The organism is Alishewanella sp. HL-SH05 (genome assembly GCF_052655985.1).
In genome coordinates this window covers 2,135,491-2,157,213 of record NZ_CP199753.1, presented here as the reverse complement: position 1 = coordinate 2,157,213, position 21,723 = coordinate 2,135,491, and the positions used below count along the sequence as shown (strand labels likewise).

Annotated in this window: 17 protein-coding genes; 6 read left to right on the top strand and 11 right to left on the bottom strand. The window is 45.5% G+C overall.

Annotation, left to right across the window (positions count from 1 at the left end):
* The first annotated feature begins 2 nt into the window (after positions 1 to 2).
* Together yfaE and ACUJFL_RS09830 are read left to right on the top strand one after the other, a co-directional pair.
* Positions 3 to 260, top strand: a complete 258-nt coding sequence (gene yfaE, locus ACUJFL_RS09835; RefSeq protein ID WP_445427340.1) for a class I ribonucleotide reductase maintenance protein YfaE — start codon at positions 3 to 5, stop codon at positions 258 to 260.
* Positions 261 to 326: 66 nt separating this feature from the next.
* Complete coding sequence (locus ACUJFL_RS09830) at positions 327 to 1,289, top strand: tetratricopeptide repeat protein (protein WP_445427339.1); 963 nt, start codon at positions 327 to 329, stop codon at positions 1,287 to 1,289.
* Positions 1,290 to 1,362: 73 nt separating this feature from the next.
* Here ACUJFL_RS09830 and ACUJFL_RS09825 read toward each other — a convergent pair whose 3' ends face one another.
* From ACUJFL_RS09825 to ACUJFL_RS09805, 5 genes are all read right to left on the bottom strand, one after another.
* The gene (locus ACUJFL_RS09825; protein ID WP_445429074.1) at positions 1,363 to 1,932 is read right to left on the bottom strand and encodes a YceI family protein; all 570 of its coding nucleotides are present in this window, start codon (positions 1,930 to 1,932) and stop codon (positions 1,363 to 1,365) included.
* A 14-nt stretch (positions 1,933 to 1,946) separates the two neighbouring features.
* Complete coding sequence (locus tag ACUJFL_RS09820; RefSeq protein ID WP_445424760.1) at positions 1,947 to 2,495, bottom strand: cytochrome b; 549 nt, start codon at positions 2,493 to 2,495, stop codon at positions 1,947 to 1,949.
* 165 nt (positions 2,496 to 2,660) lie between these two features.
* Positions 2,661 to 3,575, bottom strand: coding sequence for an oxygen-dependent tRNA uridine(34) hydroxylase TrhO (gene trhO, locus ACUJFL_RS09815; protein WP_445427338.1), 915 nt, complete (start codon positions 3,573 to 3,575; stop codon positions 2,661 to 2,663).
* Between the two features lie 92 nt (positions 3,576 to 3,667).
* Positions 3,668 to 4,306 (bottom strand): LysE family translocator, encoded by a 639-nt coding sequence (locus tag ACUJFL_RS09810; RefSeq protein WP_445427337.1) that lies wholly within the window; start codon positions 4,304 to 4,306, stop codon positions 3,668 to 3,670.
* 129 nt (positions 4,307 to 4,435) lie between these two features.
* A complete protein-coding gene (locus ACUJFL_RS09805) occupies positions 4,436 to 5,029 on the bottom strand; it encodes a GNAT family N-acetyltransferase (RefSeq protein WP_445427336.1) in 594 nt (197 codons plus the stop codon).
* Between the two features lie 165 nt (positions 5,030 to 5,194).
* On the opposite strand from ACUJFL_RS09805, the gene ACUJFL_RS09800 reads away from it, so the two are divergent.
* Positions 5,195 to 7,762, top strand: a complete 2,568-nt coding sequence (locus ACUJFL_RS09800) for a TonB-dependent receptor plug domain-containing protein (RefSeq protein ID WP_306178683.1) — start codon at positions 5,195 to 5,197, stop codon at positions 7,760 to 7,762.
* A gap of 69 nt (positions 7,763 to 7,831) precedes the next feature.
* On the opposite strand, the gene ydiJ is transcribed toward ACUJFL_RS09800, so the two are convergent.
* Positions 7,832 to 10,870 (bottom strand): D-2-hydroxyglutarate dehydrogenase YdiJ, encoded by a 3,039-nt coding sequence (gene ydiJ, locus ACUJFL_RS09795; protein ID WP_445427335.1) that lies wholly within the window; start codon positions 10,868 to 10,870, stop codon positions 7,832 to 7,834.
* Positions 10,871 to 11,000: 130 nt separating this feature from the next.
* Positions 11,001 to 11,582, bottom strand: coding sequence for a GTP cyclohydrolase II (gene ribA, locus ACUJFL_RS09790; RefSeq protein WP_226751611.1), 582 nt, complete (start codon positions 11,580 to 11,582; stop codon positions 11,001 to 11,003).
* Positions 11,583 to 11,814: 232 nt separating this feature from the next.
* Between ribA and ACUJFL_RS09785 the strand changes: the two genes are divergently transcribed.
* Positions 11,815 to 13,653, top strand: a complete 1,839-nt coding sequence (locus tag ACUJFL_RS09785; protein WP_306178686.1) for an ABC transporter ATP-binding protein — start codon at positions 11,815 to 11,817, stop codon at positions 13,651 to 13,653.
* An 84-nt stretch (positions 13,654 to 13,737) separates the two neighbouring features.
* On the opposite strand, the gene ACUJFL_RS09780 is transcribed toward ACUJFL_RS09785, so the two are convergent.
* On the bottom strand, positions 13,738 to 15,267 hold the full coding sequence (locus tag ACUJFL_RS09780) for an alanine/glycine:cation symporter family protein (RefSeq protein WP_445427334.1): 1,530 nt from the start codon (positions 15,265 to 15,267) through the stop codon (positions 13,738 to 13,740).
* Positions 15,268 to 15,550: 283 nt separating this feature from the next.
* Positions 15,551 to 17,932 (bottom strand): phosphoenolpyruvate synthase, encoded by a 2,382-nt coding sequence (gene ppsA / locus ACUJFL_RS09775; RefSeq protein ID WP_445427333.1) that lies wholly within the window; start codon positions 17,930 to 17,932, stop codon positions 15,551 to 15,553.
* A 133-nt stretch (positions 17,933 to 18,065) separates the two neighbouring features.
* Here ppsA and ppsR point away from each other — a divergent pair, with 133 nt between their 5' ends.
* On the top strand, positions 18,066 to 18,875 hold the full coding sequence (ppsR, locus tag ACUJFL_RS09770; RefSeq protein ID WP_226751615.1) for a posphoenolpyruvate synthetase regulatory kinase/phosphorylase PpsR: 810 nt from the start codon (positions 18,066 to 18,068) through the stop codon (positions 18,873 to 18,875).
* Positions 18,876 to 19,039: 164 nt separating this feature from the next.
* Here the strand turns inward: ppsR and ACUJFL_RS09765 are convergent, their stop codons facing one another.
* Together ACUJFL_RS09765 and ACUJFL_RS09760 are read right to left on the bottom strand one after the other, a co-directional pair.
* Entirely contained in the window at positions 19,040 to 20,389 is a 1,350-nt protein-coding gene (locus tag ACUJFL_RS09765) for a class II 3-deoxy-7-phosphoheptulonate synthase (protein ID WP_226751616.1), read from the bottom strand.
* A gap of 124 nt (positions 20,390 to 20,513) precedes the next feature.
* Positions 20,514 to 20,987, bottom strand: coding sequence for a low molecular weight protein-tyrosine-phosphatase (locus ACUJFL_RS09760; protein WP_226751617.1), 474 nt, complete (start codon positions 20,985 to 20,987; stop codon positions 20,514 to 20,516).
* Positions 20,988 to 21,052: 65 nt separating this feature from the next.
* Here ACUJFL_RS09760 and ACUJFL_RS09755 point away from each other — a divergent pair, with 65 nt between their 5' ends.
* Positions 21,053 to 21,688 (top strand): response regulator transcription factor, encoded by a 636-nt coding sequence (locus ACUJFL_RS09755; RefSeq protein WP_226751618.1) that lies wholly within the window; start codon positions 21,053 to 21,055, stop codon positions 21,686 to 21,688.
* The last annotated feature ends 35 nt before the right edge of the window (positions 21,689 to 21,723 follow it).

The window sequence follows — 21,723 nt, the reverse complement described above, 5'->3', positions numbered from 1 at the left end:
TAATGACTGAAGTGATCGTTAATGCGCAAGCGCCGCTACAGTACGATAGCGGCCAGCGCAATTTGCTCGATTTTCTGGAAAAACAGCAACACACCCTTAACTTTCAGTGCCGTGAAGGATTTTGCGGAGCCTGTCGTTGTAAGCTGATAAGTGGCCAAGTTCGCTATTTACAAGAACCTTTAGCCTATGTTCGTCGTGGCGAATTCCTGCCTTGTTGTAGCGTTCCTGCCAGTAACATAGAAATAGAAATTCCGAAATAGGATAGCTATTTTTTGTAATTTCGCGCAAAATTAGCCCATTAGTTTTTCTAGGTGATCCGCTAATTCATGAAATCTGTTTTGCTCTCCCTGCTGTTAAGTTTGCCTACCACCAGCACTGTACCCACTGAGTTACAACAACTGTTTGAGCAAGCACGCTATCCGCAATTATTGCAACAACTGCAGCAAGTTGAACCTAATGCCGCCTTACAGTTGTTAAAAGCAAAAGCGCTGATCCAGCAGCAGCAACGTGAAGAAGCCAACACCCTGCTTAATGAGTTAGTTATTGCCTATCCAAACGATGTGGCCATTTTGACCCAAGCGGCGCTAAACAAAGTGGCCTTAGCCAATGACGGTTCATTATTCCAAGCCAGAAAACGCGCAACTGACGCCCTGGCTTTATTTCAACAAGCGGTTGAACTCGATGCGCATTTCTATCCGGCACAACAAGCGTTAATTACTTTTTACCAAACCGCACCAGCAAATGTCGGCGGCAGTAAATCATTAGCGGCTGAGCAAGCGAACCGTTTACAGCAATTAAATGCGGTACAAGGGGTTTTGGCCAAGGTGATGATTGCGGTGAATGAGTCACGCTTAAATGAAGCCTTAGCTATGCTGGAACAGCAACTGCAGCTCAGTATTAATCAACCCGATTTGTTACTACGCAAAGCAACCTTACTTGCCCAGCAAAATGCCTATTTAGCGGCGCAAGAAGCCTATTTAAAAGCCTTACCCTTTTTAACTGATCCGATACAACAATATAGCAGTCGCTTTCAAATTGGCCGGCTGGCGGTATTTACCAATCAGTATCAGCAGCAAGGTATTGAGGCACTTGAAAGCTATCTCGCTTATTACCAAGGCAGCCAACAAAGCCGTGTCAGCCGTGCAAAACTGCGCTTAGCACAATTGTATTTGCAGCAAGGTAACAAAGACAAAGCACGTAGCTTGTATCTGCAAATCGCAGAAGTATTAACTGAAGAGCAAGACTTTTTAGATGCACGTTCTAAATTAGGAAGCTTATTACAGCAATAAGCTAATGCGTCAGTAGCGACTAAAAAATAAAGGCGACCTGGCATCTAGCAGCGTCGCCTTTTTTATCCGTCCCTTACTGCTTTATGCCTTCAACGCTCAATTCCATAAAGACAGTGCTAGATGCTGGGCCTAAATCGTAATTAATCCCAAAATCTTTTAAAGCAAAAGAAGTGGTGCCCGCGAAACCTGCGCGATAACCGCCCCACGGATCTTGGCCTTCACCGATTTTCTCAGCCGCAATGACCACGTCTTTTGTCACACCATTTAAAGTGAGCTTACCGTGTAAATCAAAGTTATCGCCAGCTTTGGCTACAACCTTAGTACTCACAAATGTCGCCTTGGGGTGTTTAGCAACATTTAAAAAATCGCTGCCACGCAAATGCTTGTCGCGCTCTGCATGGTTAGAGTCAATGCTGTTAGTATCGATAGATAACTGGATCTTGGAGGCGGTGAGATCCGCAGCATCGTAACTAAAGTCACCAGCAAAGGTATTAAAGCGCCCATACAGCCAACTGTAGCCAAGATGACTTATCTTAAATTGCACAAAGGCATGGGCACCTTGCGTATCAATAACATAATCTGCGGCATGAACCGGTAAAGCCGACAATGTAGCCAGCGTTGCAGCCAATAATAATTTCTTCATCATATTCTCCAAGATTAAAGTTTACGGCCGAGCATGCGACTTAACGTCTGATCTTTATCAATAACGTGATGTTTTAAAGCCGCTAAGCCATGAATTGAAGCAAAGGCAATTAGGCTGTAGGCGACATATTCATGAACTAAACCCGCAATATCGGCTTGATGATTAAACAATGCCCCAAGTGACGGCACGTCAAACCAACCAAATACGGAGATAGCACGGCCATCTTCAGTAGAGATCAGATAACCGCTCAACACCATCAATGCCATCGCCAAATACAAATAAGCTTGTACTACGCCAGAGAGCAATCTCTGCCAAGCTCGGTGGCTGGCGATGCTTTTGGGTTGTTGGCTGAACAGGCGCCATAACAAACGAATACACCACAACACAGCCAATAACATCCCAACACTTTTATGCCAATCAGGGGCGATACGGTACCATTTGCTGTAGTACGTTAAATCGACCATCCAGACACCCAGACTAAATAAACCAATAACCATAAAGGCCATCAGCCAATGCAGTAAAACACTGATTAATCCATAATGGTGTTGACTGTTTTTAAGCATGTTTATCTCCTGTGCAAGGTCATCATATATCAATTTAATTAAAGTTAAATTGCATTAATCAGTAATATTCATTCGATTTAATAGGCAGGATTGGCAGTGGAACAGCTAAAACAACCAAGCCAGCTAGACGCTGGCTTGTTGTTAGTAAAATGAGGCTATGACCGTTTATTCAAATTTACCATCGCGGATGTGTTTTTCGCCGCGTAACTTAGCCAATTCAACTTGACGTTGCCGCTCGGCAAAAGCGGCTTTTTGCTCGTCAGTGGTCTTTTGATAACAATGCGGGCAGCTAAGGCCTTTTGCATAATGTTCTGAAGCCATTTCAATAGCCGACAAAGGCATCCGACAAGCATAACATTGATCATAACTGCCTTGAGCAAGGCCGTGTTTTACGGCGACACGCTGATCAAAAACAAAACACTCGCCTTGCCATTTGCTTTGTTGCTCAGGCATTTCTTCAAGATACTTTAAAATACCGCCATCAAGATGATAGACCTCAGCAAAGCCCTGCTCTTTTAAAAACGCCGTGGATTTTTCACAGCGAATACCGCCAGTACAAAACATAGCCACTTTTTTGTGTTTGGTTTTATCCAAGTTCTCGGCAGCCCATTGTGGGAACTCACGAAAATTTGTAGTGTTGGGGTTAATGGCATTTTCAAAGGTACCAATGGCCACCTCATAATCATTGCGCGTATCAATAACGATAGTCTCAGGATCGCTGATTAATTGGTTCCATTCTTCGCCTTTTACATAGGTACCCACAATATGCTTAGGATCAATACCAGGCACACCCATGGTGACGATTTCATTCTTTAATTTTACCTTGGTACGGTAAAACGCTTGTTCTTGCGCCAATGACTCTTTGTAACTCATGCCAACAAAGCGCTCGTCACTTTCTAACCAAGTTTTAACCGCATCAATACCCTGCCGCGGGCCAGAAATTGTGCCATTAATGCCTTCCGCCGCCAGCAATAAGGTGCCTTTGACTTTATGCATAACCATTTGATTATATAAAGGTTCACGCAGGTCTTCGAAATCGGGTAAATCAACAAACTTATATAAAGCAGCAACAACAAACATTATCTATCCTCTTGCTCGGCTGGATCGTAAATCCAGTGCAATTAAAAACAACACACATTATATCGACAATACACACACTCACCAAGCAGGTCTTAGCTAAAACTGCTAATTAACAAATGACCTGCTAATAACAACAATAACACACCCATCAGGCGGTCAAACCAAAATCCTTTAGACAGTAAAAAATGCCGAATACGCTGTTGGGTCAGTAAATAAGAGAGCATGCAAAACCACACCGCGGTCATCGCGGCCATGTAAAGGCCGTAAATTGCTTTAAATAACAATGGCGTTTGTGCAGAAATTACCACGGCAAATAACGATAAGAAAAATAACGTGGCTTTAGGGTTAAGGCCATTGGTAATAAAACCGGTGCTAAAGGCTTTTTTAACACTGGGTAGCTGTTCATTACCCGCAGTGACATCGGCAGTGGCACCTAATTTAGGGGCTTGCGCGCGAATAGCGCCCTGACCTAAATAAATTAGATACAACGCGGCGGCGACCGACAATAATTGAAATAACCAGGGGGTGGTTTTGATCAATACCCCAATACCAATCAAAGAATATGAGACGTGCAATAAAATAGCGGCCCCAATGCCTAAACTGGCATAAACAGCGGTTTTACGGCCATAACGCACGGCATAACGCAGCACAATAGCAAAATCAGGGCCGGGGCTGGCAACCGCCAGCAAATGGGCAGCGGCAATCACTAAAAATTCAGGCCAAAAACTCATGAAACTCACTCAGTAAATAATTTTTCGGTAATTGTAAAGATTGTCAGCGCCAAAGGCTACTTACCATTTGTCTAAGCTTATGAAAAGCAATGCAGTTAAAAGCCTATATGTATCACTCAAACGAAGGCGCTACTTAAACACAATGACCATTTCAGCCGCACTACAGCAACAGATCCCTTCACAAACAGGACAGGCATACCCCTGATAGGATAGCGCTTGCCAACGGTTTTCATGGATTTTAAGCAGTTCACCACCCGCTTTACTAAAGTAACGTACCGCACTGTTATGGGGTGATTCTCGCCATAGATGGGCCAAGCCAGCACGCGCACCTTGCTGTTTTAACGCTAAGCTTGATTGCTGCAGTAAGCGTTGGCCTATACCTTGACCTTGTAGTTTTGGACTTACCGCTACCGATTTAAAGTAAGCCATCGTCGAAACAGGTACCGGCCAACGTTCGCAACTACACCATTCGTCAGGCTGCCATTGTCCGGCAGCAAAGCTCAGGCGGTAACCGAGCACCTGCTGTGCGGCCAGCGCAACAAAGCTGGCATTGAGGCCTTGGCAAACCCCTTGCTGCTGCATAACAGCGAGTTTGTCGTTATCCATATAACCGGCACCATGCACCTCATTCGCCAGTAGGGTCACTTGATCAAAGTGTTTTATCGTTAAAGGCAGAATGTCAACCGCGGTTGCAGAAAAGTTAGCAGAAGATAATTTGGACAAATTAAGCCCCTTTTGACTCAATAACATGTTTAAAAAAGCATCAGTTGCGACAAGCGACACAATAAATAAGATAGACAACAGCAACATTATTCAATATGGTTAAGAAGACGCAAAAAAAAAATGCAGCGTTAGCAGACACAATTATTACTATCCAGGAAATTTATCATGAAAAAAAGTAATTACTATCACCCGGTCAGCCGGGCAGTAAAATACGCGCTAGCATCAGGTTTAGCACTAAGCGTTTATTCAACCAACACCTTAGCACAAGACACTGCTGCTGCCGAAGCAGAAACCAAAGTGGAAAAAATTGCGGTCGTCGGTTCACGGTCTGCCCCACGCTCAATTGCTGATTCTCCAGTACCTGTGGACATTATCGGTGGTGATGAATTAATGAAGAGTGGTAGCAGCGATATGCTTAATATGCTGACATCCACCGTGCCTTCATTAAATGTGCAAACAACCCCCATTAGCGATGCAGCAACGCTGATCCGGCCAGTTAACCTGCGCGGTTTATCTTCTGACAGTACTTTAATTCTGTTAAATGGTAAGCGCCGTCATCGTGCCTCTGTTATTACCTTTTTAGGCGGCGGCTTAAATGATGGTGCTCAAGGCCCAGATATCTCTGTTATTCCGGGTATCGCCTTAAAGCAAGTTGAAGTGCTACGTGATGGTGCGGCTGCGCAATATGGCTCTGACGCCATCGCCGGTGTAATCAACTTTGTTCTAAAAGATGCCGATCAAGGCGGCAGTATTGAAGTCAAACAAGGTGAATACTATGAAGGTGATGGTAATTCAACTGAGATTGCTGCCAACGTTGGTATGCCTTTAACTGATGCAGGCTTTGTTAACCTAAGCATGCAATACAAAAACGTTGATGCTACGAGCCGCAGTGTTCAGCGCGCTGATGCCCAAGGTTTAATCGATGCCGGTAACCCGTTTGTCGCACCGATTGCCCAAGTTTGGGGTTCACCAGAGCTGAAAGATGATTTCACTTTCTTTGGTAATGCCGGTTTAGATTTAGGTAATGATCGTGAAGCCTATATTTTTGGTAACTATTCAGAACGTGATGTTACCGGTGGTTTCTACTATCGTAACCCACACACTCGCGGTGGTGTATTCTCTAACGACGGCGGTGAAACGCTGGAAGTCGTTGATACCACTGGCCAAGGTAACTGTAGCAATGTCTCGTTATTTGACGGTGACAACAAACTCAACCACGATCAAATCACGGCCAGAGTTGCGGCTTTACCGAGTAACTGTTTTACCTTCTTCTCAATGTTCCCTGGCGGTTTTACTCCAAATTTTGGTGGTAATATTACAGATACCTCATTAACCGCAGGTACCAAGGGTGAATTTAAAGAAGGCGTACTAGCCAATGTCTTTTACGATTTCTCTGCCTCTGTTGGTCGCAGTGAATCTAACTTTAAAATCATCAACACCGTTAACGCTTCGCTTGGCCCAGATACGCCAACCAGTTTTAATGCGGGTAAATACATCCAACTGGAAAAAAACTTTTCAGCTGACTTTGTAAAATATGTTGAAGCCGGTTTTTACAACGATGTTGTAGTTGCCAGCGGCTTACAATGGACAGAGGAAAGCTTTGAAATCGTCGCTGGTGAAGTGGCCTCTTGGGAAATTGGCCCTTATGTTAGCCAATTAACCAATGGTTCAAACGGCTTCCCGGGTTTCCAGCCTGATGATGCGGGATTAAATGATCGTCGTAACTATGCCGCTTACATTGATGTTGAAGCTGAAATTACTGAAAAGCTGTTAATGGCAACCGCCTTACGTTTTGAAGATTACGATAGCTTTGGCAACACCACCAACTATAAAATTACCGGTCAATATCGTTTAACGGATGACTTGGCTGTTCGTGGTTCACACAGCACTGGTTTCCGTGCACCAACGGTCGGACAATCTAACGTGCGTAACGTGCGTACTGCGTTAATTGGTGGCGAGCTAGTGGATATCGCTTTATTACCCCCTACTAGCCCAGTATCGTTGTTAAAAGGTGGTAAAGAATTAACGCCAGAAGAATCAAAAAGCTTTGCTGTGGGTTTAGTCTATAGTGGCGCAAGTTTCTTTTTCACTGCTGATTTATTCCGCATTGAAGTAGACGATCGTATTGGCCAATCAGCTGAGTTTGATGTTACCGCAGCTGACCGTATTGCCTTGCAAGCGGCCGGTGTACGTGGTGTTGAATCGCTGTCGCAAATCACTTTCTTGACCAACGACTTTGATACCGTTACTACCGGCTTAGACCTGGTTGCCAATTACAGCACCAGTTTATTTGATGGTCGTTCTACGTTCAGCTTAGCTTATAACTGGACAGACACCGAAGTAAAACGCTTTACTGCCGTTACTGGTGCCTTCAAAGTATCACGCTTAGAAAATGATTTACCGAATCATCGTGCAACCTTAACCTGGAATCAACAATGGCAAGATATTGACATGTTTGTTCGTGGTAACTACTACGGTAGCTTCCAAGGCGTACATGCTGATGATCCAGGTTTAGTCGGTCAAGGCTCGGAAAAAATGACGTTCGATGTTGAAGTGGCTTACCACCTTAACGACAAGTTTTCTGTCGCCGTTGGTGCACAAAACGTGTTCGATACCGATGCTGAACGCTTACCCAGCGACTTTAGCGAAATCCTCGGCGCTCAATTTTATGAGACCTCACCGATGGGTATCAATGGTGGTTATTACTACCTAAAAGGCATCTATCGTTTTTAACGATAAGCACCGCGTTCTGTAAAGAACGCGGCTTAACCTAAAAACACCCGGCTTTAGCCGGGTGTTTTTTTATATGTGTTGTAATAAAACCTGCAACGGATGGCGCGGTTTATCTCCCACTAACCGTTTTACCTGGCTGCGACAAGAAAACCCCGTTACCAATAACTGCTCTGGGCCTAAGCGCTCGACTGGCTCACGCCAGCTGAGATCAAACAAGGCTTTGCTATTGACTAACTGTGCCTGCTCATGGCCATAGGTGCCTGCCATACCACAGCAACCGACACTGACGACTTTTAAAGATAAGCCGGTTTTATCAAAGATCTGCTGCCAAGTTTTTTCTGTAGCAGGCAAAGCTGTTTTTTCGGTGCAATGCGCCAGCAATGAAAACTGTGCCGGTCGACTTGCCGCAGGTAATGCCAACGGGGCTAACCACTCGTGTAACAGTTGCACATTAAAATCGCCCCGCTCGTTGCCTAATGTTTTAGCGTATTCATCCCGATACACCAACACCAAGGAGGCATCTAAACCAATTAACGGTAACTGTAGCGCGTGTAACTGATTTAAAAAATCAGCCGCGCGTTTCGCGGTTTTAGCAAACTCGCGTAAAAAGCCCTTCACATGCTGCGGCTTGCCGTTGGGTAAAAAAGGCAATAGCACCGGTCGATACCCGAGTTTTTCGATTAAGGCTAATGCATCAGCAACCAGCTCCGCTTCATAAAAGCTGGTAAAAGGATCTTGCACCAGCAGTACCGTCTTTTGCCGCTCTGCTATTGTTAACGCCTGTAAAGCCGTTAAATCAAAGCCATAACGATTGTTTAATCGCTTGACTAAAGTGGGTACCGATAACAAAGGCGTATCGACGTAACCAATACCGTGCGCCAAAGTTTTTTGTACTAATGTACGTTTTAAGAAGAAATTAACAAACTTAGGGGCTTTGGCAAGTATGGGGGCCATACGCTCTATATTGCCCACGATATGATCCTTAGCGGGGCGCAGATAACGGCTATGGTAGAGCTGTAAAAACCGCGAGCGAAACGTTGGCACATCCACGTTAATAGGACACTGCGAAGCACACGCCTTACAAGCTAAGCAGCCATCCATCGCTTCTTTTACTTCATGCGAAAAATCAGCTTCACCTTGGCGCTGGGCCCAACTATGTTTCATCTTCTGCCACAGCGCAGTCAGGCCTTGGCTTTGCGTTAATAAGCGTTGTTCATCGGCTAATACATCGACCCCTTGTTGCTGGTTTAAACGCAACCATTCACGCATCAAACCGGCACGCCCTTTGGGGCTGTGGCGACGATCTTTGGTGATCTTGCTCGACGGACACATCGGCGAGGTTTCGTCGTAATTAAAGCATAGGCCGTTACCGTTACAATTTAAGCTGCTATCAAAGCTCTGGCGCACTTCAATTGGAATTTGCCGATCGAACCACGCGCGTTTTTGGCCATCTACCGAGACTAACTTATCGCCATTTTGGTAAGGCGTGCAAATTTTACCAGGGTTAAGTCGATTGCGCGGATCAAAGGCCGCTTTAATTTTACGCAGTTCCGTAAACAGGGTTTCACCAAAGAAGGCTGGGCCATATTCGCTACGATAGCCTTTACCGTGCTCGCCCCACATTAAACCGCCGTATTTAGCAGTAAGCGCTACCACCTGATCGGATAGGGTGCGCAGCAAACGTTCTTGATTGGGGTCAATCAGATCAAGCGCTGGCCTGACGTGAAGTACACCGGCATCCACATGACCAAACATACCATAATGCAAACCATGCTGATCCAGTAAGGCGCGAAACTCTAAAATGAAATCGGCTAAGTTCTCCGGCGGCACGGCAGTATCTTCCGCAAAAGCCAGTGGCTTTTGACTGCCTGGGGTATTACCCAATAAGCCCACGGCTTTTTTGCGCATGGTATAAATAGCATTAATGGCACTAGCATCGTAGGTGAGCTGATAACCAATAATACCGCCCTCGCCAGCGGCCATAGCGGCATCCAGCTTTGAGGTGAGCGCAGCAATTTTCTCGGTAATCTCAGCCTCATCTTCCGTATTGTATTCAACAATATTTAGGCCTTGCATCTCCTTGCCTGGCACATCGGTGATCAGATCTTTTACCTGATGCCAAATGATGTCGCCTCTAGCGAGATTCAATACTTTACTATCAACGGTTTCAACTGAAGTTGCTTGCGCTTCAACCAAGAATGGTGAATTACGTAGCGCACTTTCAAAGCTATCGTATTTAATGTTAAGCAAGCATTTGTACTTAGCTATCGGCGTGATATTCAGTTTGGCTTCCGTAACAAACCCTAGTGAGCCTTCCGAGCCGGTAATAATGCGCGACAGATCAAACTCGGTCATCTCATCGTTAAAGACATGCTCTAAATCATAACCGGTTAAAAAGCGATTAAGCCGTGGAAAAGTCGCTAAAATATCGCTACGTTTTTCCCGGCAAGAACGTAATACCTGCTGATAAATACGGCCAATACTGTTGGGTAATTCAGCCCGGTGTTCGGCTTCGAACAACGGCATTTTATGGGTTTTTAACACATTACCGTCGATAAGCACGGTTTTTAATGCCAACACATGGTCACTGGTTTTACCATAAACTAACGAGCCTTGGCCTGAGGCATCGGTGTTAATCATACCGCCAATCGTGGCTCGGTTAGAGGTAGATAAATCGGGAGCGAAGAAAAAACCATAAGGCTTTAAAAAGGCATTTAACTGATCTTTAATGACACCCGCTTGCACTCGCACCCAACGTTGTTCAACGTTAATCTCCAGTACTTGGCGCATATGACGAGATAAGTCGACCACTACTTGCTCGGTTAACGCCTGGCCATTGGTGCCGGTGCCACCGCCACGCGGGCAAAATTTGATGTGACTAAAACTAGACGTTTGGGCTAACGAGGTCATAATGACCAGATCGTCGGTGCTGCGCGGTAATAACACCGCCTGAGGTAAGGCTTGATAGATACTATTATCTGTCGCTACGGCTAAGCGACTGGCATAACTGGTTTCAATGTCGCCAGTGAAGCCGGCGTGCAACAGCGCTTTAGTGAAGGCAACAATACTGGCATCAAGCGCCAGCTCAGGATTAAGCTTGGGGATCATACATCATGGCCACTTAGACTTGGTATAGCGGCAGTATAACACTAACCGCTAAGTGGCTTTAAGCGCTAAATCGTAAAAAATAGACGTCTTTACTGCTTGATAGTAAAGCAATCCTAACGCTAGCAACAAATCAGTCCATATGGCCCATTTTTGCCGCTTTGGTCGCTAAATACCGATGACTATGCGCGGTGGTTTTTACACGGTGCTGTACCCGTTCTAATACATTAACCCCGACATCTTGCAGTGCTTTTAATTTCCGCGGGTTGTTGGTTAATAACCGAATTTGCGCCACCCCCAGTTGTTGAAACATCTCTGCCGCGATCCCGTATTCACGCTGATCAGGTAAGAAACCAAGAATTTCATTCGCTTCCACCGTATCTAAACCTTTATCTTGTTCAGCATAAGCACGAATTTTATTTATTAAACCAATACCCCGGCCTTCTTGGCGTAAATATAAAATGACGCCTCGCCCTTGTTCAGCAATTTTTTTCATCGCCGCTTCTAATTGCGGACCACAATCGCAACGTAAGCTAAACAAAGCATCACCGGTTAAGCATTCTGAGTGAACGCGAGCTAACACGGGCTCAGCTGTAGTGATATCACCCAGCGTTAACGCGACATGCTCTTTGCCATTTTCAGCTTCAAAACCATGTAACCGAAATTCAGCAAAGGGCGTAGGTAAAAGGGTTGAGGTAACAAGTTTAATACTCATGGATCATCTCAAAGTTATAACAACGGCAGGATGTTCTTTGTTGGGGCGCAGTAACCACAATTCAAGTGACTTCAGGCTCGACAGTATACTGCTTTGCAGCCTAAGCAGATAGTGACTTACCGCCAGTTTTGCTGCTAAGTGCTGACAATCGTCGGCCCTATGCAGTTCAAATTCGGTTACAATAGTGCAGCCGACATCACTACCGATGTCTTTTTATTGATGGATATGTTGTATGCTTGGTTTTTTTGAACGTCTCACACGCCCTTTTCCAGACAGTGAACCGACCCAACCCCCTAAGGGTGTGTTGGCTTTTTGTCGCCACTATACCAAAGGCATGGAATGGCCTTTAATTGTCATGTCATTAAGCTCAGCGTTATTAGCCATCTTAGAAGTGTCTTTATTCAGCTTTATGGGGCAATTGGTGGACTGGCTGGTGACGCAAAATCCAGAAAGTTTCTTTATCGATGAGCGCGCAACCCTGATTTGGATGACATTAGTCACGGTGGTGTTGTTACCACTGTTAACGTTATTTCATTCCGCTTTAGTGCATCAAACATTGTTAGGTAATTACCCCATGGCCATTCGCTGGCAGGCACACCGCTATTTATTAAGGCAAAGCGTCAGTTTTTATCAAAATGATTTCGCTGGGCGTATTGCGACCAAGGTCATGCAAACCTCATTAGCCGTGCGAGAAACCGTGATGAAACTGTTAGATGTACTGGTGTATGTCACCGTGTATTTCTCGGCAATGTTATTTTTTGTCGCCGATGCCGATCTGCGTTTAATCATCCCGATGTTGGTGTGGCTAGTACTTTATATCGCATTGCAAATGTATTTTGTACCGCGCTTAAAGCGGGTTTCTACTGCGCAAGCAGATGCCCGCTCTGAGATGACCGGTCGTTTAGTCGACAGCTATACTAACATTAATACCATTAAGCTTTTTTCTTACACCCAGCGCGAAGAGCGCTACGCTAAAGACAGTATGGAAGTGTTCTTAAAGCCGGTGTATCAACAAATGCGCTTGGCAACCGGCTTAAGTGTGTCGGTGCAATCATTAAACTATATTTTAGTGTTTTGTATCGCAGCATTGGCGTTGTATCTATGGGCTGGCAGTGCCATTACCGTTGGCGCTATTGCCATTGCGGTCAGTTTAGCACTGCGTCTTAATGGTATGGCGCAATGGATCATGTGGGAAGTCAGCAGCTTATTTGAAAACATTGGTACCGTGGCCGATGGTATTGCTACCTTGTCACAGCCGGCACAAATTCAAGATAAGGCCAATGCTCCGAGCTTACAGGTCAGCCAAGGTGCAATTCGTTTTGATGCGGTAAGTTTTAACTATGGCAAAGATGCCAGCCAAAGCCATAAAGCGCCGGTGCTATCCGCATTAAGCTTAGAGATTAAACCCGGTGAAAAAATCGGTCTAGTCGGTCGTTCAGGTGCCGGTAAATCAACCTTAGTCAATTTACTGCTGCGCTTTTACGATGTTGAGCAAGGTCGAATTTTAATTGATGGCCAAGATATCAGCCAAGTATCGCAAGAGAGCTTACGCCGACATATTGCGATGGTCACGCAGGATACGTCGTTATTACACCGCTCGGTACGTGATAATATCAGCTACGGTAAGCCGGATGCCACGGAACAAGAATTGTTGACGGCGGCTGAGCAAGCGGAAGCCAGCTTGTTTATTCAAGATCTAACGGATCAAAAAGGCAATGTGGGTTTAGATGCTCAGGTGGGCGAACGCGGTGTTAAGTTATCTGGTGGCCAGCGTCAGCGCATTGCTATTGCGCGGGTATTATTGAAAAACGCACCGGTGTTGATTTTAGATGAAGCCACTTCAGCGCTCGATTCTGAAGTGGAAGCTGCCATTCAACAAAGCTTAAATAGTTTAATGCAAAATAAAACGGTCATAGCAATTGCTCATCGCTTATCGACTATCGCGCAAATGGATCGGCTTATCGTGTTAGATCAAGGGCAAATTGTTGAGCAAGGTACACATAGCGAATTAATTGCAGCCGGTGGCATCTACGCGCAGTTGTGGGCGCATCAAACCGGTGGTTTTATTTAACGGCGTAATACACGCTGGTCATATAACAACAACCCCCGCTATTTAGCGGGGGTTGTTAATTTAACCACAGCTTAAAAGGGTATTTTATACCGTTTTAGATTGCTCAGTGTTGGCTGCGGCCTCAGCTTTTGTTTTTGCCAATCTTGCTTCCCAGAAAGTGGCATTTTTAATGCCTAGTTTCACCGGGTCGAAAGTAATAGGGCCACCCGCTTTCATCTGATCTTCATAGTCTTTTAAGCACAAAATAGCCGGCTTGTGCACAAAGAAAATTAACAGAATACCCAGCACGTTAATCCACGCCATTAAACCCACACCAATATCACCAATCCCCCAGATATAACCTGCAGCATTAACGGTACCGTACGCCACCATCGCCATTAAAATGATTTTAAACACAATTAGCGGCAGACGATTATTGAATACGCGGTTAAGGTAAGCCACGTTGGTTTCAGTAATGTAGTAATACGCCAAAATGGTGGTAAAGGCGAAAAAGAATAACGCAATACCTACAAATAGCTGACCAAAATTACCAAATACACTGTTTAAAGCCAACTGCGTAAAGGCAGCCGAGCCAATCTCGGTGTTTGCTGCCACGTTTTGTACGATAAATTGACCCGCTGGTAACTCACCGACCACGTTGTACTGTTGCGTAATTAAAATCATCAAGGCGGTGGCAGTACACACAAATAAGGTATCAACATAAACTGAAAAAGCTTGCACTAAACCTTGCTGCGCAGGGTGTGCCACTTCTGCAGCTGCTGCAGCATGTGGGCCCGTACCCTGACCGGCTTCGTTTGAATAAATACCGCGTTTAACACCCCAACCTATCGCCGCACCAAAACCGGCTTGCGCTGTGAAAGCATCAGAAATAATCAGGCTGAAAATGCTGCCAACTTTATCCAAGTTTAAAAACACCACGATAAGTGCCATCACGATATAACCGAGTGCCATAAATGGCACGACGATTTGCGTAAAGTTAGCAATGCGGCGAATACCACCAAAGATGATAAAAGCTAATACCATCAAGATAACCGCTAACGCCGCTAACTTGTGGGTACCGACTTCACCAAAACTGGTGACGACCATGGCGCCATCGCCAAACACTTGAGTGACGGCATTACCCACTGCATTGGCTTGCACGCCGGGTAAAAATATACCGCAACCTATGATGGCGGAGATCGCAAATAATACCCCAAGCCAACGCCAGCCCAAGCAGCGCTCAAAATAATAAGCTGGGCCACCGCGATACTGGCCGTTTTCTTCTACCTTATACACCTGACCCAGCGTGGATTCGGCAAAGGCAGTGCTAGCACCTAAAAAGGCCACTACCCACATCCAAAATACGGCACCTGGCCCACCAAAACCAATGGCAGCGGCAACACCGGCGATATTACCGACACCCACCCGACCTGACAGCGAAACCGCTAAAGCTTGAAAAGACGAAATACCTTTTTCTGATTCTGTGTTATTGAGTAATAAACTCCACATTTCCCGAAAATGCCGCACTTGTGCGAACCGGGTTAAGATTGAATAAAATAAGCCGGCGCCTAAACACAGATAAATCAGTGCTTCGCTCCAGACATAGTTATTAATAGTATTGACCAACTCCTGCATGGAAATCCCCTGGTTGTCTTGGTTATTATTTTTAACGCGCCTTATTAATTTGCCATAAGCTGCGGCATATAGCTACGGTACAGGCTTGAAGCAAACAGATAAAATCGGCTTTTTGCCGTGAAATGACGCCATGACAACAACAATACCGCCGCAGCAAAGGCTAATCGCTGTAAAACTAATCAAAACACCATGCCAAACACTCACCATGAAAATCAGCATAAAAAAGGCACTGTTAGTAAAAACACAGTGCCTTAGTTAAGCGTTCAGCAAATTTGACCGGGTATTAAACTGGTTTAGCGACTTTATCAGCCAGATATAACCAAGTATCCACTACCGTATCAGGGTTTAATGACACACTTTCAATACCTTGCTCAACCAGCCAAGCGGCAAAGTCTTCGTGATCAGATGGCCCCTGGCCACAGATCCCGATGTATTTCTCCTTGGCTTTACAGGTTTGAATGGCCATTTCTAACAGCTTTTTGATGGCGGGGTTTCGCTCATCAAATAAGTGAGCGATGAGGCCACTGTCGCGATCTAAACCGAGGGTTAGTTGGGTTAAATCGTTTGAACCAATCGAGAAACCATCAAAATATTCTAAGAACGCTTCAGCCAGTAACGCATTAGACGGTAATTCACACATCATAATAATGCGCAAACCATTTTCACCGCGTTTCAGGCCATGTGCGGCCAGTAAATCAATCACACCAGACGCTTCTTCTAAGGTTCTAACAAACGGGATCATCACTTCCACGTTGGTAAAACCCATCACATTACGCACGCGTTTTAGCGCTTCTACTTCTAGTGCAAAGCAAGGCTGAAAATCTTCTGATAAATAGCGGGCGGCACCACGAAATCCAATCATCGGGTTTTCTTCATGCGGTTCATATTGCTGACCGCCCACCAGATTAGCGTATTCATTCGATTTAAAATCAGACATGCGCACAATGACTTTTTGCGGCGCAAAGGCACAAGCCAAGGTGGCGATACCCTCTGTCAGTTTGGCAACATAAAACTCAACGGGATCGGCATAACCTGCAGTAAGCTCGTCGATGCGCGCCTTAAGCTCTGGCGTTTGCTCAGCATAATGTAATAAGGCTTTAGGATGCACGCCAATCATTTTATTAATAATAAACTCTAAGCGTGCCAAACCAATACCGGCATGGGGTAAACGCGAGAAGGCAAATGCCCGCTCTGGATTACCCACATTCATCATCACTTTCAGCGCCATTTTCGGCATTTGATCAACCTGGCTGGTGATCACATTAAAATCCAGTTTATCTTGATAAACATAACCCGTATCACCTTCGGCACAAGACACAGTAACCGCCTGGCCATAGGTAATTTTTGCCGTGGCATCACCACACCCCACTACGGCAGGAATACCCAATTCACGGGCTATGATGGCCGCATGACACGTTCGACCGCCGCGATTCGTCACAATCGCTGAGGCACGCTTCATAATGGGTTCCCAGTCTGGATCGGTCATGTCGGTAACCAGCACATCGCCGGGTAAGATTTGATCCATTTGCGAAATATCGGCTAGCACCTTAGCGGTTCCCGCACCAATACGATGACCAATCGCCCGACCTTCCACCAATACAGGGCTTTGCTCGACTAACTGATAACGTTCAATGCTATTGGTGTCTTCACGACTTTTCACCGTTTCTGGGCGTGCCTGTACGATATACAATTTGCCATCGATACCATCTTTAGCCCATTCAATATCCATTGGCCGGCCATAATGCTGTTCGATAATGACCGCTTGCTCAGCTAATTGTGCCACTTCGGTATCATTTAGTGAAAAGGTGCGTTGTTGTGCAAGCGGCACATCGGTAATAGTGACTTGTTTACCGTGCCCCTGCTCTGTTGAATACACCATTTGCAGTAATTTACTGCCAAGTGAGCGTTTCACCACAGCCGGACGCTTAGCCACTAACGTAGGTTTGTGTACATAAAACTCATCGGGGTTCACTGCCCCCTGGACCACCATTTCACCTAAACCGTACGACGAGGTAATAAACACCACATCTTCAAAACCCGATTCGGTATCAATACTGAACATCACACCGGATGACGACAGATCAGAACGTACCATCCGCTGCACACCGGCCGATAACGCCACACCGCGATGGTCGTAACCTTGATGCACACGATAAGAGATAGCCCGATCATTAAAGAGCGACGCAAATACATGCTTAATGGCGACAATAACGGCATCGTAACCGCGCACATTTAAAAAGGTTTCTTGTTGGCCAGCAAAAGAAGCATCTGGCATATCTTCAGCCGTGGCCGAAGAGCGCACGGCAAAAGACATATCCGCAGCGCTATCTGGGTGTAATTGTTGATAAGCAGCACGTATAGCTTGTTCTAACTCAGGCTGGAACGGCGTATCGATAACCCATTGCCGAATTTGTTTACCGGCTTGCGCTAAAGCCGCGACATCATCCACATCTAAACTGTCTAACAGTTGATAAATGCGCTCATTCACACCGCTTTGTTCTAAAAACTGGTTAAAGGCGTAAGCCGTTGTTGCGAATCCCCCTGGCACTTGTACCCCAGCCGAGGCCAAGTTACTGATCATTTCACCTAGAGAAGCATTTTTACCACCTACCCGATCGACATCATGCATGCCGAGGTCTTGATACCAAATGACAAATTCTTGCACCTTTATCTCCAATTTTTGTTGCTGAGCATGTAAGCTTACAGCAGTTGATACAACACAGTGATTTTACACCCGGCTACAGGTTAATTAAAACCTTAATTTTTATGTAAATTTATTACGAAACTTGGAGTTTTTTGTGCGCACAGCTTTTTACGTTTCAGATGGCACCGCCATCACCGCAGAAGTGTTTGGACATGCACTGTTAACGATGTTTCCGGCGGAATTTGCTCACGTGACCATCCCTTTTGTCGAAAATCCGGATCTCGCATTGCAGGTTAAAAATCGTATAAATGACTGTTATAAAACAACAGGATTAAAGCCTCTGGTATTTCACACCTTTGTAGATGAAGGTTTAAGGCAGTTGATAAGCGACAGTGACGGCGTCTGTTATGACTTTCTGAATACACTCGTTGAGCCTGTGCAAAAAGAGTTGGGTATGGCTCCGGTGCCAAAAACCCACCGGACGCATAGCATGCACGAAAAAACCTACGATTTTCGAATTGATGCTGTTAATTACGCATTGGCCAATGACGATGGTGCCAATATGAAAAACTTTAGTCATGCCGACATTATTTTGGTCGGGGTAAGTCGCTCAGGTAAAACCCCAACCAGCCTTTATTTAGCCTTGCAATACGGCATTAAGGCAGCGAATTACCCTTTTGTCGAAGAAGACATGGCGAAATTGCGCTTACCTGCAGAGTTGGCAGCACATAAAGCTAAATTGTTTGGCCTGACCATTACGGCCGAACGGCTTAGTCAAATTCGACAACAGCGCCGACCTAACTCACGTTATGCTTCGGTACATCAATGTGCGTTGGAATTAAAAGAAGTAGAGCAGTTATACCTGAAAGAACAAATCCCCTTTATCAATTCCACCCAGCTATCAATTGAAGAGATCTCAGCAAAGATTATTTCGCGTACCGGCTTAAAACGGCAAAAATATTAGTGTAGCGAAGTATTACAGACTAAGCCTAACCGCGATTGGGCGCTTTTAACTACGCTAACAGGTTTCCCGCACCAATAAAAAAGCCTTAAATCGCCGTGCAATTTAAGGCTTTTACCTGTGTTGACGTGCAACCTAGCTCGCGCGGTAGCACTTAACGGTGAAGGCTATTTACGCGCCGTACTTAGCGTATCGGCAATCAAAAAGGCTAGTTCCAATACTTGATCAGCATTTAAACGCGGGTCACATTGCGTGAAATAACGTTTAGAGAGATCGTTTTCACTTAAACCATAAGCGCCACCCGTACATTCCGTCACATGCTCACCCGTCATTTCTAGGTGAATACCACCGGCATGGGTGCCTTCAGCTTTGTGCACAGCAAAGAAATTGCGAATTTCTTTTAAGATCGCTTCAAAGTCACGGGTTTTATAATCGTTGCTGGCTTTAACCGTATTGCCATGCATCGGATCAGAACTCCAGACGACCTTACGACCTTCTTGTTTCACGCGTCGCACCAAAGCGGGCAGCTTGTCGGCTAACTTATCGGCACCCATCCGGGTAATTAACGTTAAACGACCTGCGTTATTTTCTGGGTTTAACGCATCAATCAGACGAATTAAATCATCCTCTTGCATACCTGGACCAATTTTCACGCCAACCGGGTTATGAATACCTTTGAAAAAAGCTAAATGGGCATGGTCGAGTTGCCGTGTCCGTTCACCAATCCACACCATATGCGCAGAACAGTCATACCACTTACCCGTTAAGGTATCACGGCGTGTTAAGGCTTCTTCGTAATTCAGTAATAACGCTTCATGCGAAGTGTATAACTGTGTTTCCCGAATCGACGGTGAATTTTGTGCAGTAATGCCACAGGTTTCCATAAAACGCAGCGCTTCTTGGATGCGAGTAGCGACACTTTGGTAGCGCTCTTTTAGCGGATTAGATTCAACAAACCCCATATTCCAGCGACTAACCTGATGCAAGTCCGCTAAGCCACCTTGGGCAAAAGCCCGCAGCAAATTAAGCGTTGCCGCAGAATGATGATAAGCGGTAATTAAACGGTTTGGATCAGGCTGGCGCGCTTGCTCGGTAAATTCAAAACTGTTGACGATGTCACCGCGATAACTCGGTAAGGAAATGCCATTAATGGTTTCCAAATCACTGGAACGAGGTTTGGCATACTGACCCGCCATCCGCGCAACCTTAACCACTGGCAAACCACCGGCAAAGGTTAATACCACTGCCATTTGCAGTAAGACTTTAAACGTATCGCGAATTTTGGGCGCATTAAAGTCATTAAAACTTTCGGCGCAGTCGCCACCTTGCAGTAAAAAGCCATTTCCCTCAGCCACTTGGCCGAGTTGGCTATACAAATCCCGCGTTTCTTGTGCAAACACTAACGGTGGGTACTTGTGTAATTGTTGCTCTACTTGCTGCAGTAGTTGCTGATCCTGATAAGTCGGTTGCTGTTGGATCGGCAGTTGTCGCCAACTTTGTGGCGTCCAGGTGGTCACAATGAAATTCCTGTAGATAGATTAAACACCCTGCAAAGTTATAGACTTCTGGACGTAAATTCAATCATAAAAATAGACTTTTTCTGCTGTCGACATGCTAGCTGCTGCATTTACGTACAAGCGGCTAGTTTTGGTTGCCTTGCAAACGTTGCAATAAATGCTCACAACCGTCTTCAATTAATTGATAAACCAACTCAAAGCCTTTTTGACCGCCATAGTAAGGATCAGGTACTTCTGGCCATTTGTTAAAATCAGGATGGTAACTCATAAACAAGGCTAATTTATGTTGTAACTCTTCGGGGCAACGCTGTTTTAGCGAGTGCAGATTGTCGTTATCCATGGCCAGGATCAGATCGTAATCGCTAAAGTCAGTGCTTTTTACTGGTCGCGAACGGATCCCTTTAAAACTATAGCCCGATAAGGCTGCCACTTTCACCGAGCGCGGATCCGGCGGATTACCCGAATGGCTGGCGCTAGTGCCTGCAGATTCCACTTTAATCGCTAATCCAGCGGCATTAAGCTTGTGTCTGAGGATGGCATGAGCCGTTGGAGAGCGGCAAATGTTGCCTAAACATACAAATAACACTTTCTTTGTCATACTTTGCTTTTCAAAATAAGGTCTGTCGTTATATAGTTACCTTAATTGTGTAAAAGGTAAAGATTATGGAAAGGTTTTCACGTCTTGTGCTGTTAACAGACGAGACTACACCGCTGAGTACTTACCGTCATGCCAAAACAGTGGGCATAGATGTTGAACAATGCTCCGTAAATGCCTTTAGCCAATTACATCACTATAAGGGTGTTTTAGCCGGCTACCAGTTCAGCTCGGATACAACTGCTAAAAAAGGCTTCTCTGCGCGTTTATTGAGTATTAGCCGCCAAGTGCCGCTTTTTGTATTTCATGCTGAACGGCAACTCGTCGACCCTAACCGAGCTATTTTTGCCGGCTTACGCGGTGTTATCTACAGCGATGAACAAGCCGAGATGATCAAACGCGCGCTGCAAAGCATGATGGCAGGCCAACTTTATTATGCCCGTAACGTCATGTCTGATGCCTTAGATGCCCTGTTTCAACTGCGTGAACAATCTAATCGACGCATTAAATTACCTGCGCTGCTGACAGATCAAGAGCAACGGGTCAGCCGTTTGATCGCCGAAGGAGCGCGTAATAAAGAAATCGCTGAACAGCTCCAAATCAGCGCTAACACCGTAAAGGTTCACGTGTCGGCTATTTTTAAGAAGACACACAGTCGTAATCGCACAGAATTAGTGCGTTGGTTACAGGAGCCGCATGAGTAACCCCCTGCTGCACTGTTAGCCTCTATTTGCATAAA

Bases quoted from the DNA above. Each gene is read 5' to 3' on its own strand.
- yfaE (WP_445427340.1), top strand. From the start codon at position 3: ATGACTGAAGTGATCGTTAATGCGCAAGCGCCGCTACAGTACGATAGC.
- ACUJFL_RS09830 (WP_445427339.1), top strand. From the start codon at position 327: ATGAAATCTGTTTTGCTCTCCCTGCTGTTAAGTTTGCCTACCACCAGC.
- ACUJFL_RS09825 (WP_445429074.1), bottom strand. From the start codon at position 1,932: ATGAAGAAATTATTATTGGCTGCAACGCTGGCTACATTGTCGGCTTTA.
- ACUJFL_RS09820 (WP_445424760.1), bottom strand. From the start codon at position 2,495: ATGCTTAAAAACAGTCAACACCATTATGGATTAATCAGTGTTTTACTG.
- trhO (WP_445427338.1), bottom strand. From the start codon at position 3,575: ATGTTTGTTGTTGCTGCTTTATATAAGTTTGTTGATTTACCCGATTTC.
- ACUJFL_RS09810 (WP_445427337.1), bottom strand. From the start codon at position 4,306: ATGAGTTTTTGGCCTGAATTTTTAGTGATTGCCGCTGCCCATTTGCTG.
- ACUJFL_RS09800 (WP_306178683.1), top strand. From the start codon at position 5,195: ATGAAAAAAAGTAATTACTATCACCCGGTCAGCCGGGCAGTAAAATAC.
- ydiJ (WP_445427335.1), bottom strand. From the start codon at position 10,870: ATGATCCCCAAGCTTAATCCTGAGCTGGCGCTTGATGCCAGTATTGTT.
- ribA (WP_226751611.1), bottom strand. From the start codon at position 11,582: ATGAGTATTAAACTTGTTACCTCAACCCTTTTACCTACGCCCTTTGCT.
- ACUJFL_RS09785 (WP_306178686.1), top strand. From the start codon at position 11,815: ATGCTTGGTTTTTTTGAACGTCTCACACGCCCTTTTCCAGACAGTGAA.
- ACUJFL_RS09780 (WP_445427334.1), bottom strand. From the start codon at position 15,267: ATGCAGGAGTTGGTCAATACTATTAATAACTATGTCTGGAGCGAAGCA.
- ACUJFL_RS09760 (WP_226751617.1), bottom strand. From the start codon at position 20,987: ATGACAAAGAAAGTGTTATTTGTATGTTTAGGCAACATTTGCCGCTCT.
- ACUJFL_RS09755 (WP_226751618.1), top strand. From the start codon at position 21,053: ATGGAAAGGTTTTCACGTCTTGTGCTGTTAACAGACGAGACTACACCG.